12 protein-coding genes are annotated in these 17412 nt (G+C 46.9%); 6 read left to right on the top strand and 6 right to left on the bottom strand.

The features are described from left to right. Positions 1 to 286: 286 nt before the first annotated feature. The 4 genes from OCV11_RS23905 to OCV11_RS23890 all read right to left on the bottom strand — a co-directional run bounded on the left by OCV11_RS23905 (position 287) and on the right by OCV11_RS23890 (position 6082). Positions 287 to 2983 carry a glycoside hydrolase family 3 C-terminal domain-containing protein gene (locus tag OCV11_RS23905; RefSeq protein WP_261896952.1) on the bottom strand — a complete coding sequence of 899 codons (2697 nt, stop codon included), beginning with the start codon at positions 2981 to 2983 and terminating at the stop codon, positions 287 to 289. A 6-nt stretch (positions 2984 to 2989) separates the two neighbouring features. Beyond that, the gene (locus OCV11_RS23900) at positions 2990 to 3250 is read right to left on the bottom strand and encodes a hypothetical protein (protein WP_261896951.1); all 261 of its coding nucleotides are present in this window, start codon (positions 3248 to 3250) and stop codon (positions 2990 to 2992) included. Positions 3251 to 4050: 800 nt separating this feature from the next. Next, on the bottom strand, positions 4051 to 4668 hold the full coding sequence (locus OCV11_RS23895) for a HutD/Ves family protein (RefSeq protein ID WP_261896950.1): 618 nt from the start codon (positions 4666 to 4668) through the stop codon (positions 4051 to 4053). Then, a complete protein-coding gene (locus OCV11_RS23890) occupies positions 4661 to 6082 on the bottom strand; it encodes a formimidoylglutamate deiminase (RefSeq protein WP_261896949.1) in 1422 nt (473 codons plus the stop codon). Before OCV11_RS23890 ends, OCV11_RS23895 begins: the two co-directional genes overlap by 8 nt. A 157-nt stretch (positions 6083 to 6239) precedes the next feature. On the opposite strand from OCV11_RS23890, the gene hutC reads away from it, so the two are divergent. The 5 genes from hutC to OCV11_RS23865 all read left to right on the top strand — a co-directional run bounded on the left by hutC (position 6240) and on the right by OCV11_RS23865 (position 12844). Continuing rightward, a complete protein-coding gene (gene hutC / locus OCV11_RS23885) occupies positions 6240 to 6995 on the top strand; it encodes a histidine utilization repressor (protein ID WP_261896948.1) in 756 nt (251 codons plus the stop codon). 217 nt (positions 6996 to 7212) lie between these two features. Then, positions 7213 to 8745 carry a histidine ammonia-lyase gene (hutH, locus tag OCV11_RS23880; protein WP_261896947.1) on the top strand — a complete coding sequence of 511 codons (1533 nt, stop codon included), beginning with the start codon at positions 7213 to 7215 and terminating at the stop codon, positions 8743 to 8745. Between the two features lie 12 nt (positions 8746 to 8757). Then, complete coding sequence (hutI, locus tag OCV11_RS23875) at positions 8758 to 9984, top strand: imidazolonepropionase (RefSeq protein ID WP_261896946.1); 1227 nt, start codon at positions 8758 to 8760, stop codon at positions 9982 to 9984. Further along, positions 9974 to 10798: an N-formylglutamate deformylase gene (gene hutG, locus OCV11_RS23870; RefSeq protein ID WP_261896945.1), complete on the top strand. Its 825-nt coding sequence runs from the start codon at positions 9974 to 9976 to the stop codon at positions 10796 to 10798. The genes hutI and hutG overlap by 11 nt, the downstream gene beginning before the upstream one ends. 48 nt (positions 10799 to 10846) lie before the next feature. Continuing rightward, a complete protein-coding gene (locus tag OCV11_RS23865) occupies positions 10847 to 12844 on the top strand; it encodes a urocanate hydratase (RefSeq protein ID WP_261896944.1) in 1998 nt (665 codons plus the stop codon). A gap of 87 nt (positions 12845 to 12931) precedes the next feature. Here OCV11_RS23865 and OCV11_RS23860 read toward each other — a convergent pair whose 3' ends face one another. Then, positions 12932 to 14110 (bottom strand): MBL fold metallo-hydrolase, encoded by a 1179-nt coding sequence (locus OCV11_RS23860; protein ID WP_261896943.1) that lies wholly within the window; start codon positions 14108 to 14110, stop codon positions 12932 to 12934. A 589-nt stretch (positions 14111 to 14699) separates the two neighbouring features. Here OCV11_RS23860 and OCV11_RS23855 point away from each other — a divergent pair. Further along, the gene (locus OCV11_RS23855) at positions 14700 to 16103 is read left to right on the top strand and encodes a hypothetical protein (RefSeq protein WP_261896942.1); all 1404 of its coding nucleotides are present in this window, start codon (positions 14700 to 14702) and stop codon (positions 16101 to 16103) included. A gap of 94 nt (positions 16104 to 16197) precedes the next feature. On the opposite strand, the gene OCV11_RS23850 is transcribed toward OCV11_RS23855, so the two are convergent. Further along, the gene (locus tag OCV11_RS23850; RefSeq protein WP_261896941.1) at positions 16198 to 17406 is read right to left on the bottom strand and encodes an MFS transporter; all 1209 of its coding nucleotides are present in this window, start codon (positions 17404 to 17406) and stop codon (positions 16198 to 16200) included. Positions 17407 to 17412 lie beyond the last annotated feature (6 nt).

Below are 17412 nucleotides of genomic sequence, written 5' to 3'. Positions count from 1 at the left end.
TCAGATAGATAGGATGACATAAAAGTTAGCTAGCTCCATGTATTGGCAGACCGTCGGATCGTTTAACCGCAAGCATTCACGATGCCCATTAACGAACTTGGTTTATGGCTAATTCTAGTCTAAGGAATTAAAGGAAATTGAAATTAGCCCATAATTGGTAGAGCTTCTAAAATGGAAAAAAAGCCTCCATGGCTGGAGGCTATATAAGATGTCACCGAGGTGATGATACTCACCTGTAACTAAGTGCTACGTGGCTCTTAGTCAGACGTTAAATACAAGTTGCCAGTTAGTACGCTTCGTCATCCGCGACTTGTACGGCATTTTGTACTGGTGTCGGTAACGGATTCGAAACCGTGGTACTTACGGCGATTGCATTTGGTGCCGAAATAGAAGCAGAGGTATCTAAGTCGTCAGAGCTGCCGCCGACCAAGACATTAAACTGCGCGTTTTCTGGGATAGTCCAAGTATTATCACTTTGTTTGTAGTAAGAGAATGAACGAGCATTTAGTGGAATCGTCACTTGCTTGCTTTCCCCTGCTTCTAAGTACACTTTGCTAAAGCCTTTCAGTTCATGATCAGGACGTTCCACTTCTGGATTGATCGGTTGAACATAAAGCTGAGCCACTTCATAACCTGCATTACCACCTGTATTGGTTACCGTTACGGTTGCGTAAATAATGCCGTCACGAGTGATGGTGTTGGATGACAACTTCAGATTGCTGAATGAGAAGTCGGTATAGCTTAAACCAAAGCCAAATGGGTAGAGCGGTTTATGCTGGCTTGATTGATAACCACGGTAACCCATGTTGAGGCCTTCGCTGTAGACCATAGTGGTTTTCGCATCGTCACCTAAGTAATCATCTGGATCAGAATAAGAAGCATAACTTGGGTTATATTTCACATACTTATCTATAGTGATTGGCAAGCGACCTGATGGGTTAACATCGCCATAAAGAATCTCAGCAAGTGCTTGACCACCGAATTGACCACTGTACCAAGCATGAAGCGCTGCGCCTGCATCTTGGATCCACGGTTCCATTAACATAGCGCTACCACCGTGCATGACCACAATCGTGTTCGGGTTTGCTTTGGTGAGTTTTTCTAGCATGTAACCTTGGCGATCGGGAAGGGTGTAATCGTGATCGAGTGTTTCACCTTCTGTTTCGTAGTTACGACCAACAATCGCGACGACCGCATCGTAATCCCCAATATTGTCTGGCACTTCAAGTGAGGCCCAGCTCATTTGTAGACCACGAATACTACCGTAATAAGGAGTAAATAGACGCGTGCGGTTATACTCTAGTTTCACGGTATACAGTTTACCCGCTTGCAGCTTCTTGGTTTTCACTGATAGAGGAACAGCATCGATCAAGTCGGTTGCTTTTGGCACACCATCGAAGGTCAAAATCTGCTCGCCATCCAAATAGAGGGTAAATGGACCATCTGCTTTGACTTTGATGACCTGTCGACCGGAAATGGTCGGTTTGATTTGACCAGTAATACGCAAGCCAAATGAGCCAACTGAAGGATCAACATTATCTAAGTCGTGACTTCCTTCTGAATCAGTGTTGGTCAGGTCGTCCCAGTCAAAGTTAGCTACTTGCTCGGTACTGGTTTGAACAGGCTCACCGCTCAGTTCATTGTTATCGAAGTACTCGACTTGCAAACCTGTTTCACAATCATCAGTACAGTCTGGTTGATACCAAGTCGTCGCTGATGGTGTCAGTGACATAGCACTAATAAAAGTGACGTTGTCGGCCGAATAGTTGATATCTTGCAGACCCGCCAATTCGGTTACATAACCAGATTGAGGAACAGAATAAGGCGTACCAAAAGGTGAACTTGGCGCGTTGATTGCCCCGTCACCAATGACCGCAATTGTTGCATTTTTGCTCAGTGGTAACAGACCGCCAGTCCCGCCTTGAGCGCCTTGGTTTTTCAGCAACACGATACTTTCACGTGCGAGATCGAGCGATGCATCTTCACCGTGTTCGGGGTTATCTAGCGTTTGAGCATCATACACAGTTTGGTCGAAACCATAGTCAAATAGAGCGCGCAGATTGCGGCGAACTTTGTTGTCGATGACATTTTGCGTTAGCGTGCCATCTTCTAGATACGGAGTGAGCTTTTTCTCGCGGAAATAGTAGCCACTAGGCTGATCAAGGTCGGTTCCAGCGTAGGCGGCATCATAGGCGCTGATGATCGAGTTGAAGTCCGATGAGACGTAACCTTTAAAGCCCCATTCGCCCTTTAAAACATCAGTAATGAGGAAATGGTTGGAACATGCTTGCACGCCATTGATGTAGTTAAAGCCACACATGACGGCGCCAACACTGGCATTTTTCACTAAGGATTCAAACGCTGGCATGTAGATTTCACGCATCGGGCGCGCTTCCATTTGTACATCAAGATTGTAGCGGTTGGCTTCTTGTTCATTGGCAAGCCAGTGTTTCACAGTGGCAACAACGCCTTGTTTTTGTACAGCATTGGTTAGTGCAGGGGCCAATACTGCACAGAGGAACGGGTCTTCACCACAGATGGTTTCGGCGTTACGCCCACCAAACGGAGTTCGGTACATATTCACCACGGGAGAGAGAAAGTGCTCCGAACCAGACATGCGAGTTTCATAGCCTAAAGCCAAACCCAGCTCTTTAACGCGGTTGATGCTCCAAGACGCGGCAGCTGCCGTTTGTGAAGGGTAGCTCGCACCATAAAGAAGTTTGGTGGATTTGACACGAATACCCATTGATGAGTCTACCGAGTTGGTTCCGGGTAAACCTAAGCGATCATTAGGACGAAACAGGTAGCCGCTATCGACGTGAATATAGTTGAATTTTTCTGACTGCGTCATCTGACCCAAGATATTATCGACCTTGTTTTCGACTTCCACGGCGGTGCGACCAGAAGTCCCAGCAGCCAACGCAGTAAGTGGTGCACTGAAACAGAGTAAACCCGTAATGAGGGTGTGTTTATGTGTCATCATCGTTATCTACTCTTGTTCATTATTGAGTTCGACGTTGGTAGGAGCATCGTCGGTTTTGATGGGAGCGCTAAGTAGATTTTTTCGAGCACCGCGTTCATCGGAAACATAATCCTTGAGATTAACCACCGCCTCTTGCTGCTTTTCTATTTCAATACGTTGTTCGACGGCCTGATTTGCCTCGTTGACACTCATGGTATGACTATTAGCTTGGTAACTAATCGTCAGTAATGTACCTGCAGTTATACAGCACCAAATTAATTTAGACATAGAGATCCTCTATTGAATATTTTATATCCATATAAACATCAATGATTATGTAGTTTGCTATGAAGATGAGTTAAAACTCAGAAAGATGAGCTACTAATTTATGGTTTTATTATTTCTAAAACAAATTGACTGGAACTTTTTTGGTTAATGAGTATCCAACGTTTTACTCATTTAAAATTTGATTTGGTTTTGGTTTAATCATTTGTTTTAATGATATTAAATGATGATTATTAGGTATTTTTGAAAAAGTAAATTCAACTAATGCATTGTTTTGTAAATAAAATAAAAACATTGTCAGTCTTGTGCAATATTTGACATTGATGTCAAAGTCAAAAATATAAAAATTATATTAATAAATTTATTATTAATTTTAGTAAATTCTTTGAATCTGTATTCCGATAAAAGTATTGATTTATTGGGAGTAAGATCAAAATAAATTATGGATTTAATATTTTACAAGAGATGAAAAATGATATTCAGTCATTGTGTTACACAATGATAGAGATAGGAAATGGCAATATAACTGTGCCAAGTGTTAAATAAGTAGCATAGTTGGTTTTCTTGATTTTAAATGAATCTATTTTTATTGTGTATATAACCGAAGGGTGATTTAGGACGTGGCATTATATTAATAAAATTATACCCAAGTAACCTCAAGATGCTGTTTTGGCGAGAATGTAATCGCTTATAGGCACGGCACCGATTTGAATACATCGTTATTCTATGTAGAAAACAGGAGTAGAAATTAGCGGTTAATTTCTACTCCTCACTTTTGAAGTGGTATGCGAGTTTATGAACAGTTACGCATTGTGTGGCAAAAAGTTGCTTTGTATAGCGACTCCTTTTCCTTTTTGTACAGCAAGTGTTACCGGCGCAGTGATCCGTACGGTAGACATTGCTGCAAGATTGAGGGTGAAGGGGATAGCATCGGTTGCGATTGGCGTGATAAGTAATACGCAATTATCTGTGGCATAAAAGCCGTCAAATAAGGTTTGATCGGTTTCGTTAAATTCGAGCGATAGACCTGAGCGCAGTGCTTGTACATACGAGATCACTTCCTCTTCTCTGACCATGATATTGAGATCTTCTATCGGACCATGAGTCAGATGTGCTGCGGTTTTATCGGCTCCAGAAAAGCGCGCAATATCAAGTGGGTGGGTTAAGTGATGACGGCTAATTTCACCCGACGACGCGGTATGGGTGAGCTGCATACCGTCACCATTGATCAAGACCAAGGTGCGGTGCATGCCACTAAAATCAGAGAACTCACCATCTTCCACTACCGCTGCTTGGCTGAGGCGAAACAGTACGCCATTGGCATCTTCGATGCGGGCAATTTCTAAGGTGACACCGAGGCCATTTTTCCATGGCATACGCGTGTATTGGTCAGGAGAGAGTAGGATATGGTCGCTATGCATCGTAGATCACCGTTTTTATCACATGAGTAAAGGCAGCGCGGCTTTCGACCTCAAGTGCATGTCGGCCATTTTTAATCACCAAGTTGCCTGCAACATAGACATCTTTAACCAGATTCTCGTTGCATGCAAATATCCAGCGGTTGAATAGGTCCTGTGGTTGACTCGCGCCAATAAACGGATGGGATTCATCCAGCACCATAAAATCGGCACGGTTACCTACCGCGATGCCCAATTTAACCGCACAGGATTGATTTCCGCCCTGCAATGCCTGATTAAACAGATATTCGCCAACATTATTGGTCTGGTTTGGCGCTGTTGTAGAGGCAGAGGAGTTTAGTTGAGTTCGATAGAGACGGTTACGCTGCTGATCGCGCAGGCGTTGACCATATTCCAAGGTGCGCAGCTCATCAACAATCGATAAGCTCACATGGCTATCAGAACCGATCGCCCAGTGCCCGTGGTGCTTTTCGTATTCAACGCCTGGGAAAATACCATCTCCGAGGTTGGCTTCGGTGGTTGGGCAAAGTCCAGCAATCGCGCCGCTGTTGGCAATCGCAGCGACCTCTTGTGGATTAAGATGTGTGGCGTGGATAAGCGTCCAACGGTTATCAAGACCGATGTGGTTATTGAGCCACTCGACAGGCCGCTCACTACTCCAGCTTAAACAGTCGTTAACCTCTTTTTGTTGCTCAGAAACATGAATGTGAATTGGGCGAGGCGCTTTGATGTGACTGAGAACGTCTTTAATTTGTTGTTCACTCACCGCACGCAACGAGTGAAAGCAAATCCCCAACGTATTCTTGGCGTCATCTTTAAAGTGAGCCTCTAACTGCTGGTGTAATGCAAGGTAAGAATCGGCGCTGTGAATAAAGCGAGCTTGCCCGCTATTGGCTGGCTGTGAGCCAAAACCTGAGTAGCTATAAAGCACCGGTAGCAGCGTTAACCCCATGCCAGTGCGCTGAGCGGCATCAAGCAGTTGCAGCGACATTTCCGCAGGGTTGGCGTAGGCCGCGCCGTTAGCTGCATGGTGCAAGTAATGAAATTCACCTACTTGAGTATAACCCGCTTTGAGCATCTCAATATAAAGCTGCGTGGCAATCACATTGGCTTGCTCAGGTGAGAGCTTTCCGACGATCTTGTACATCAAGTCGCGCCAACTCCAAAAGCTGTCATCGGGACGTAGGCTAATTTCTGCCATACCTGCCATCACCCGTTGAAAGGCATGGGAGTGCACGTTGGCAAGCGTCGGTAGCAGTGGACCTGTTACGTGCAGGGCGCCGGCTGGCTTTACGCTATTGGCTTGAACCGAGACAAACGTGCCTTGCTCAATCTCTAAAGTCACTTGTTGTTGCCAACGATCATCGATCCATGCGAGATCAGCAAAAACAGTGGTACGTGATTGATGAGCGGTCATTTTTCTTCCTTGCTAAAATGATTTCCTATTGACGTCAGCATAGCAGGGTCTAACATGTATAGACAAGTGGAGTGTGATGTCTATATGTGTTCTGTTAAGGTGCTACGTTTTCCGTTATACTCAATTTCCTCTGATTTCTGTGGATGTTCAATGACCTATGCCTGATTCAACGACGAATATGATGAACCATTTATCAAAATTGATTGATGACTCACCGACGCCCATTTATGCCAAGGTGAAACAGGCTATTTGCCAGCAAATTGATAGTGGTGAGTGGCAACCGGATCAACGTGTTCCGTCGGAATTGGAGATGGTGAAAGCCTTAAACGTGAGCCGCATGACGGTGAACCGCGCTCTGAGAGAATTAACGGCAGAAGGTATACTGGTTCGTCAGCAAGGGGTAGGGACATTTGTCGCTCGTAAGAAAACCCATTCAGCCCTTTCTGAAGTCCATGCGATTGCAGATGAAATTGCCCAGCGAGGTAATTTGCACAAGGCCGAATTGTTGGAGATCTGCCAGACCAAGGCCACGATGGAAGAAGCGATGGAGCTTGGGGTGAGGACCAATCACCGCATTTTTCGCGCAACGATTTTGCATTATGAAAATGAAGTGCCGATTCAAATTGAATACCGAGTTGTTAATGCAGAATTAGCCCCTGAATATGACCAGCAAGATTTCCAAAATAATGGCGCTTATACCTATTTGATGACGGTCGCGCCGATTACGGAAGGTGAGCATCTTGTTGAAGCCGTGAATGCCTCAGAAAAAGAGTGTGAGTTGCTGAAAATTTCAGCCTCTGAGCCGTGTTTGCAGATCAAGCGTCGCACATGGTGTAAAGAGAACTTGGTCACCAACGCACGTCTAATTTCACCCGGTTCACGCTTCCAACTGTTTGGACATTTTAAACAGTAACAACACACTATTTATCACCAACTCAACCTATTGATTGATTTTATTTTTCCCTATAAACAAGGTGAGTCAGCCTTGTTTATCCGCTGGCATTTCGTAAAAGCACTTGAACTATTCGCCCTTTGCTTATATTGTTTATTTAAGTTGTATATACATGTTAAGTCATTGCGGATGAAATGACTTCTCAATTTCGTGTTTGTGTTATGGAGAACGTAGGTCAATGCTCGAACTAACTCTAGTGCCTGGAGAATTGACGCTGGCGCAGTTGCGTCAGATCAGTCGTGGTAAAGTCAAATTGTCACTGGATCAACAAGCGATCGCAGGTATTCACGCGAGTACTCAAGTGGTGAACGACATCATCGCAGAAGATAGAGCGGTGTATGGTATCAACACCGGCTTTGGTCTTTTAGCCAACACTCGTATCGCTACTGAAGATTTGGATGAGTTGCAGCGTAGTATCGTGTTGTCACATGCTGCTGGCACAGGCGAACTGATGAACGATGCGACCGTGAAGTTAGTGATGACACTCAAAGTCAACAGCTTGGCTCGCGGTTTCTCTGGTATTCGCCTTTCCGTCATTGAAGCGCTTATCACGCTGATCAATAAAGAAATCTACCCATGTATTCCCCAAAAAGGCTCAGTAGGCGCGTCTGGCGATTTGGCCCCGTTAGCGCACATGAGTGCGGTGTTACTGGGTGAAGGGAAAGCACGCTACAAGGGCGAAATCATTTCGGGTCAAGCTGCGCTTGCGATTGCGGGAATGGAGCCGATTAAACTTGCCCCGAAAGAAGGCTTGGCGCTATTGAACGGTACTCAAGCATCGACGGCGTTTGCGCTGGAAGGGTTGTTCCACGCGGAAGATTTATACGCTTCAGCGATTGTGTGTGGTTCACTGTCTGTCGAAGCGGCGCTCGGCAGTCGCCGTCCATTCGATGCGCGCATCCATCAAGTTCGCGGTCATCAAGGTCAAATTGATGCAGCGAGCGCGTATCGTCATCTGTTGTCTGAGCACAGTGGCTTGGGCGATTCCCATATCAACTGTGAAAAAGTGCAAGACCCATACTCACTGCGCTGTCAGCCACAGGTAATGGGTGCTTGTTTGGACCAAATTCGTAATTCCGCCAGAACGTTACTGGTGGAATCCAACTCTGTTTCTGATAACCCATTGGTGTTTGCAGATGATGGTGACATCATCTCCGGTGGTAACTTCCATGCTGAGCCAGTGGCGTTTGCCGCAGACAACTTGGCCCTTGCAATTGCTGAAATTGGTAGCTTATCTGAGCGCCGTATGGCGCTGCTGATCGACAGCAATTTAAGCAAGTTGCCGCCATTTTTGGTCAACAACGGTGGGGTGAACTCAGGATTTATGATTGCTCAGGTCACCTCTGCCGCATTGGCAAGTGAAAACAAAACCTTTGCTCATCCGGCTTCTGTCGATAGTTTACCTACCTCGGCTAACCAAGAAGACCATGTGTCGATGGCAACCTTTGCGGCGCGCCGTTTGAAAGATATGTCGGAAAATACTCGCGGCATTTTAGCGGTCGAGCTTCTCGCTGCCGTGCAAGGGATGGATTTTCGTACCGGATTGAAATCGTCGGAATTGCTTGAGCAAGCGCGCGCCGAGCTGCGTTCGCGTGTGCCTTTCTACGATAAAGACCGTTATTTTGCGGCAGATATCGAAAAGGCCACCGAGCTTCTTGCAGAAGCGGCGCATAACCGCTTGATGCCGTTGGATCTACTGCCAAGTCTGTAAGGGAGAAAGACCATGAACCAAGAGATTCATTTTGATTCACTTTGGGTTGGCTTTCATCTTGCGACCATGGAAGACGGTCAATACAACACGGTTACCGATGCGGCCATTGGCGTTATCGGTGGCAAAATTGCATGGTTGGGTAAAGCGAACGCATTGCCTGTTCATACCTGCGATACAAAACACGATTTACAAGGCGGGTGGGTTACACCCGGCTTGATCGACTGTCACACTCATTTGGTGTTTGGCGGTAACCGTGCTGGCGAATTTGAACAGCGCCTCAATGGCGTGAGTTATAAACAAATAGCCGAGCAGGGCGGCGGTATTGCAGCGTCAGTCAAAGCAACCCGTGAAGAGAGCGATGAACAACTGCTCGCATCTGCAGCGCGCCGTTTGCGTTCACTCATTAAAGATGGTGTTACCACGGTAGAAGTGAAATCCGGCTACGGTTTATCTCTGGAACATGAACTTAAAATGCTGCAAGTCGCCCGTTCGCTGGCTGAGCATTTTCCGGTTGATGTGCAAACCACTTGTCTTGCCGCGCACGCTTTACCTGCCGAATACCAAGGCAAAGCCGATGCGTATATCGACTATTTATGTGCTGAAGTGCTGCCCGCGATTGCACAATCAGGCTTAGCCGATGCGGTTGATGCTTTTTGCGAAGGGATTGCGTTTACTCCAGCCCAAGTCGAACGTTATTTCCAAACCGCGCAAGGTTTGGGGCTGCCCGTGAAGATTCACTCTGAGCAGTTGTCGTCGTTTGGCGGCACGCAACTGGCCGCACAATATCACGCCTTATCGGCAGACCATCTTGAATACATGACCGAAGCCGACATTGCCGCTATGGCGAGCTCTGGTACGGTGGCGGTGCTTCTGCCCGGTGCCTATTTCACATTAAGAGAAACTCAGCAACCACCGGTCAATTTACTGCGTGATTATCACGTACCGATGGCGATTGCTACGGACGCCAACCCTGGCACATCGCCTGTGCTATCGCTGCGTTTAATGATGAATATGGCGTGCACGTTGTTCGGTTTTACACCGGAAGAAGCACTTGCTGGTGCTACGATTCATGCTGCGAAAGCGCTTGGTTTGGAGCAAACTCACGGCTCGCTCAGTGTGGGTAAAACCGCCGATTTCATCTGTTGGGATGTCGAAAGTCCGGGAGAGCTTAGCTATTGGTTAGGTGGCGAGCTTTTAAAAACGCGAGTTAAAGCAGGGGAGGTGGCTCATGTCACTTAAGATCAACGACCCATTTTGTTTTACGGCTGGTGATAGCCAGCTGTTAGTAAGCATGCCCCATTGTGGTACGCAGCTTTTACCTGGCATGGAAGAGACACTGACCGATGCTGCAAAAAAATTGCCAGATACCGACTGGTACATGCCAGAGCTGTATGTGTTTTTACGCTCGCTCAATGTCAGTATCATCAGTGCTAACTATTCTCGTTTTGTGGTGGATTTAAATCGCCCTGTCGATGATAAGCCGCTCTACACCACCAAAACGACCGGATTATTTCCCGATATTTTGTTTGCCGATGCACCGGTGTTTCTCGAAGGCAAAGGGTTAAGTGATGCAACCAAAGAGCAGATCAAAGCGCAGATTTGGCATCCTTATCATCAGCAAATCGCCAGCGAATTAGAGCGCATTAAAGCTCGCTTTGGTTATGCAATTTTGTTTGATGCGCACAGTATTGCTGCGCAAGTGCCAATGCTGTTTGAAGGCACGTTGCCCGATTTTAACTTTGGCAATAATGGTGGCCTTTCCTGTGCCGCGCAGCTGCTGAATAACGCTGCAGAGATCGTTAGCCAAAGCCCTTACACCCATGTGTGTAACGGACGCTTTAAAGGCGGCTACATTACGCGCCACTTTGGTCAGCCAGAGCAGCATGTTCATGCTCTGCAGCTTGAATTATCGCAAGCGACCTATTTGGCCGACTTTGCCAATACAGAAGGCCAACCCAATGACTATGTGCTCGATAGTGATAAACAGCAGTGCGTTGGCGCGGTGTTACAGAAGATCATCGCTTCTCTACTAGCGGCCGACCATCTGGCCTAATTCACTATCGATAATCACACCTGAGTAACAAAGGATAAGGTAAGCAGTATGACTTTTAAGGAAATGATTTTAGAAGGGATCCCTGACGTTTTGCCACCGAAACGTGAGCGTAACGAGAATCTAAGCCATGCGCCAAAACGCAAAGAGATTTTAACCGCGGAAGAGAAAAAACTGGCGATTAAAAACGCCCTGCGTTACTTCGATAAAAAACATCATGAGCTATTGGCGCAAGAGTTTTATGCAGAGCTCGAAGCCTATGGCCGCATCTACATGTATCGTTTGATGCCTGACTACAAAATTACTGCACGTTCGATTGATGAGTTCCCTCATCAGTCCAAACAGGCGGCTGCGATCATGTTGATGTTAAGCAATAACTTGGATGAAGCGATTGCTCAGCACCCACAAGAGCTGATCACCTATGGTGGCAATGGCTCGGTATTCTCTAACTGGGCGCAATATCGCCTCACCATGAAATACCTAGCGGAAATGACGGATGAACAGACGCTGGTGCTTTATTCCGGTCATCCAATGGGGCTTTATCCTTCCCATCCTAATGCGCCGCGTGTGGTAGTGACTAACGGGATGATGATTCCGAACTACTCCAAACCGGATGATTGGGAGCGTTTTAATGCCCTTGGCGTGACTCAGTATGGGCAGATGACCGCTGGTTCGTTTATGTACATCGGCCCACAAGGCATTGTGCACGGCACTACCATTACCGTGCTGAATGCGGTTCGCATGAAAAAAGACCGTGATACCAGTAAGTTACCTATTTTTGTTACCTCTGGTCTGGGTGGTATGAGTGGCGCACAACCCAAAGCAGCCGTGATTGCCAAAACCATCGGTGTGGTGGCGGAAGTGAATCCGAAAGCAGCGTACAAACGTCATGAACAAGGTTGGGTGGATGAAGTGCATCCTGATTTGGATGAGCTGATTACTCGTATTCACCGTGCGGTGGAAGAGAACAAACCAGTCTCACTGGCGTACTTAGGTAACATCGTTGATTTGTGGGAACGCCTTGTTGATGAAGATCTAACGGTTGACCTAGGCTCTGACCAAACCTCACTGCATAACCCATGGGCGGGTGGTTACTACCCAGTCGGTTACAGCTTTGAAGAGTCAAACGACTTGATGGCAAACGATCCTGCGGCATTTAAAGCGGCAGTGCAGGCAACCTTGCAGCGTCATGTGGCGGCCATCAATAAATTGACCGCCAAAGGCATGTATTTCTTCGATTACGGGAATGCGTTCTTGCTAGAATCGAGCCGCGCTGGCGCGGACATTATGCAAGCGGATGGCACCTTTAAATATCCGTCTTACGTGCAAGATATTATGGGCCCGATGTGTTTTGATTACGGCTTTGGCCCGTTCCGCTGGGTGTGTGCATCGTCTGACCCTAAAGATTTGGATACCACTGACCAAATTGCCGCTCAGGTGCTAGAAGAGATGCTGGAACACGCGCCTGAAGAGATTCGTCAGCAAATCTCCGATAACCTACTTTGGATCAAACAAGCCAAAGCCAACAAGCTGGTGGTCGGTTCGCAAGCGCGTATTCTTTATGCCGACGCTGAAGGGCGCATCAAAATCGCGGCAGCGTTTAACAAAGCAGTCAAAGAGGGCGTGTTGTCTGGCCCTGTCGTTTTAGGCCGCGATCACCACGATGTATCGGGTACCGATTCGCCTTATCGCGAAACCTCAAACATCTATGATGGTTCAAAATTCACTGCCGATATGGCGATTCAAAACGTGATTGGCGACTCTTTCCGCGGCGCAACGTGGGTGAGTATCCATAACGGTGGTGGTGTGGGTTGGGGCGAAGTGACCAACGGCGGTTTTGGTATGGTGCTAGACGGCTCAGCCGAGTGCGATACCCGATTGACCTCTATGCTGCACTGGGATGTGAACAACGGTATTTCTCGCCGCAGCTGGGCAAGAAACGACGGCGCAATGTTCGCCATCAAACGGGCGATGGAAATCGAACCCCGTTTAAAAGTGACCATTCCAGAAATTGCCGACGATGAGTTGTTGGATGCGGTGGTGAAGTAGCACGTTCTATAGTCTAAGTTAACTTCAATAAATAGAGCCGCATGATGCGGCTCTATTTGTTGTTACGCTCTGATGTTGAGCATGAATTTAAGCGCCTTCTTCGCCTTTCCACCACTGGCTAAATTCTTGTTGCGGGTTATCAACCAAGATGGTTTCACCAATCATGGGTGTCATCAGGCGAAATTCATGCTCGCGACTGGCTTCGGTAATGCGATCGAGTGGGTCATACCAAGTATGATGCGCGAGTTTAAATTTGCTGTTGTGCGAGGGAATGAGCGCTTTGGCTTTAAGATCCGCCGCTGCTTGTGCGGTTTGCTCTGGGGTCATATGGATATCGGGCCAATCTTTGTCGTATTGACCATCCTCGAGTACCGCAATATCGAATGCGCCGACTTTAGCCGCTATCTCTTTAAAGTGGCTTGCATAGCCACTGTCACCGCCAAAATAGAGTTTATGTTGCGCCGTTTCGATGCCAAATGAGCTCCACAGAGTTGGGTTACGTTTAAGCATGCGACCTGAAAAATGGTGCGATGGCAAAATATGAATTTTCAAGCCATCGGCTTTAAATGCACTGTACCAATCACCCTCGAAGATGTGCTGTTCATCAAATCCCCATTGACGGAAATAAGAACCCACACCGATAGGCGTAATGATCTGATGGATTTTCGATTTCAGAGCGGCAATGCTTGGATAATCAAGGTGATCCCAGTGATCGTGGGTGATCAGCAGGTAATCAATTTCTGGAATATCGTCTGCGTGATAGACATTGCTCCCCTCAAAAACGACGTTAGTTTTCGGTATGGGAGACGCATTGTCACTAAAGACAGGATCGATGAGAAAGCGTTTACCTGCGAGTTGAACGAAGTAGGAAGAATGCCCCATCCAAACGATAACGTTTTGTGATTTATCCAGAGTATGCAAATTGGTTTTTTGCGAAGGAATATCGTGCAATGGAATCGCATCTTTATCTTTCTCAAAGAGAAAACGATACATGATGCCCATCGAACTGCTTTCAACCTTGGGCGCATCACTCACGGTTGGATTATGAAAGGCACCATCGTAATACTTACCTTGATAATCTTGCTTAGTGACTTTGGGTGAAACGTATTGCGGTTGCTGCAAGTAACCCCATAATCCGGCAACGATGGCCGACAAAGAATAGAAAGCGGTTTTCACTTTACGGCGAGAATGCATTGGCTTTGCTTGTGCTTCTTGGGTTTCATTAGCACAGTTTTCTTGCACTAATGTCGATTTGTTGTCTTGCATATTTGAACTATTTCACCTGAGTTAAGAGTGCGTTAGAGCAAAAGACGAGCGATCAACTGATCGCTTTAAGGTTGATGAGTGGTTACTGTTCAGACCCTGCCTAAATTCTTTGCCACTGTGTTGAATGCTCGATGTTGATGTAACAGATATGGCGCTTTGGTACGGGCTTTTCAATGTGAGTGGCGATTTTTTATTCGCCTCACTGAGTTTCGCTGTTTCACGGTTTCACTGAGCATGTGATGAGCTGTCGGTACAGTGTAAGGGAATAGGCCGGGTGAATTAATGGGGAAATTTTAATTATACTTATGAGCTAATTTAATGAATTCTCGGGGCCAAATGGCGATGACTTTCTTGGGTTGATACCGGACATGACGATTGTTGTAAAAGTAAGTTCAGGTAAATCAATGTGAAGATGGTTGCTGTCTCTTAACGAAGTTTCGACAATCGTAAAAAGTCATATCTAGGTCATCTTGAGAGTGAATCAACATCGTTGCTGTCGCTTGGATGATGACGGAATAGCCAATGTCTAACGCTTAGATGTTGACAGTGACAATTGCGAAAAGACGTCGAATAGGTAGAGGCATCATTGATGAAAAAATCATGGTTTATATTATGTGGGTTGGCCTCATTAACGGGTTGTGCGCCAGGGCCTGATGGGCAGCCGATGATTGATGCGCGGATATTAACGCCGGCGATAGGACCTTTTGTTGTTGACCCACAAGGTGGGCCACCGCCACTACCTCCTGAAGGTATGCCACCACACCCCGATAATCGTATGCCACCGCCTCCGGGTGGTTTCCAACCTGGCGGTCCGAAAGCGGAGTTTGGTACAGCGGCGTACATTGTGGCAGATGGCGAACGCATCGATGGCGGTACTTACTCTTCCGGTCGTAATGATGAGAACGTGATTCGTGCTCAAGGCGATACAAGCGCCACTCTCAATGGGGTGACGATCGTGAAGAATACTGGGCGTGCGAGTAGTAATGAAGGTTCGAGTTTCTACGGCCTTAACGCCGCAGTATTGGTGAAAGATCACGCCAACTTAGATATTAATGGTGGTCGAATTGTCGCCAATGCAGAAGGTGCCAATGGCGTGTTTGCTTATGGTAATGCCATCATTCATATCCGTAATACTCAGGTGCAGGTCTCTGGCGGTAATGCGGGTGGTATCGAAGTGGCTGGTGGAGGCGTGTTGTACGCAGATAACCTTAATGTTCATACGACGGTTAAAGCAGCGATTCGTAGCGATCGTGGGGGCGGCCAACTCTTTGTTAATGGTGGAGAATATACTACCCAAGGCAGCATGGGCGCGCCAGCCATCTACAGTACCGCGGATATTCATGTTAACAATGCGAATTTAACGGCTAACGACTCTGAAGCGGTGGTGATTGAAGGCTTTAATTCTGTGACCTTAAATAACTCTCACTTAACAGGTCATATGCGCGATCCGCAGGGTAGAGATGGCGATGACGTCGTGCGTAATGTCATGCTGTATCAAAGCATGTCGGGTGATGCGCAAGATGGTATGAGCAAATTTACTATGAATGGCGGTGACTTAACGGCACGCAGTGGTGATATGTTCTATGTGACCAATACTGATAGTGTCGTTAACTTGCACAATGTGGCGGTGACGTTAGCCCCCAATTCTTTGCTTCTTCGTGTTTCTGGAAATCACCATCAGAATGGCTGGGGAGCTCAGGGGCATAATGGCGGCATTTGTGGTTTTAATCTCACTCATCAAACCATAACAGGCGATATTCTCGTCGATACCATTTCCCAGCTGAATTTGAGTATGACCGCTTCGTCTCATTATACGGGCGCGATTAATCGTCAGGGGATGGCTGCTCAGTCGCTCTCTGTGACGATGGATGATTCAAGTACTTGGATCTTGACTGATAACAGCTATATCAGTGAGTTTCACGGCAATTTGCACCGTGTTGAATTCAATGGTCACACCTTATATATCGGTGGCAAGGCAGTCACTCACGCATGATGAATTTATGATGAGAAAAGTAAAAGCAGAGGATTTCCTCTGCTTTTTTATCTTTATGCTTGATATAAAGCCGCGTTAACTTGCCGCTGTTTCACTATCCATTTAACGCTTCTGCCGCTTTTAAATGAATGGTGCGCGTGCGTCCGGCTAAAGCGCCATTAGACAGCATGACGAGTGATAACAAAGTGGCAATGATCAACATGGCACTCCAAGAATGGGTAAGATTATGCAACGTGCCCACAAGAGTTGGGCCTAACGCTGCCAGCAGGTAACCAACACCTTGCGCCATTCCCGAAAGCTGTGTGGCTTGCAAAGTGCTCGTCGTGCGAAAGCCAATAAACATAAACGCTAATAATATGACACCGCCCGAGCCAGCACCAAAGCAAGAGACCCAAATGGCAGCTTCTTTAGGTGCAATCCAAAGACCGATTAAACCCACGCTGATCAGTGCGCTCATGATGATCGCAATGATGACTTGGTTCTTCATCCTGCTTACGATTGGTCCAAGAAAAAGTCCTGGGAGAGCCGATGCCATTTGCATCAGACCATGTACTGAACCTGCTTCCAAAGTTGAAAAGCCTGCGTCTGCCAAGATGGAAGGTAACCAAGCAATTAATATGTAATAAAGCAGCGAGTTGATGCCCATAAATAGAGTGATTTGCCATGCCAGCGGTGACTGCCAAATGGGCTTATGATCCTCTGCCGACGTTGCCGGTTTAGCATGGTAGGTTTGCACATTTAATTGAGTGCACCAAACTAGCGTTGCCAACACGGGTAAGATCATGGTGGATCCCAAAGCCACTTGCCAGCCGCTCCAAAGCTCGAGCGGAACGATGGTAGCTGAAGCAACACCCGCGGATACGCCCATAAACAGACCACACAGACCCGTGGTGTTTGCCACTTTATGCGGGAAATTTTGTTTCACTAAACTCGGCAGTAGTGTGTTCCCTACAGCGATACCTGCACCCGTCAGCAATGTGCCCAAATACAAACTGGAAACCCAACCTAGAGAGCGAGTCACGATGCCGATCATAAGTAGAGTCAACGCCGTGAGTAGTGTGGTGTTGAGGCCAAATCGCTTTTCTAACCGAGCCACAAACGGAGAAATCACCGCAAAGCATAACAGCGGTAGAGTAGTCAGCAGCCCAGTTTGATACGCGGAAAGAGAAAAAGCAGATTGAATGGTATCGAGTACTGGTGCTATGCCGGTAAAGGGAGCGCGCAGATTGCAGGCAATCAGCAGCAAGCCAATGATCAAAAACAGTGATGACAAGCTTTTCTTGTCAGTCGCTTGATGGTTCATTTAAGG

The organism is Vibrio porteresiae DSM 19223 (assembly GCF_024347055.1).
GTDB classification, from domain to species: domain Bacteria; phylum Pseudomonadota; class Gammaproteobacteria; order Enterobacterales; family Vibrionaceae; genus Vibrio; species Vibrio porteresiae.
This window is presented reverse-complemented; position numbering and strand designations above follow the sequence as displayed.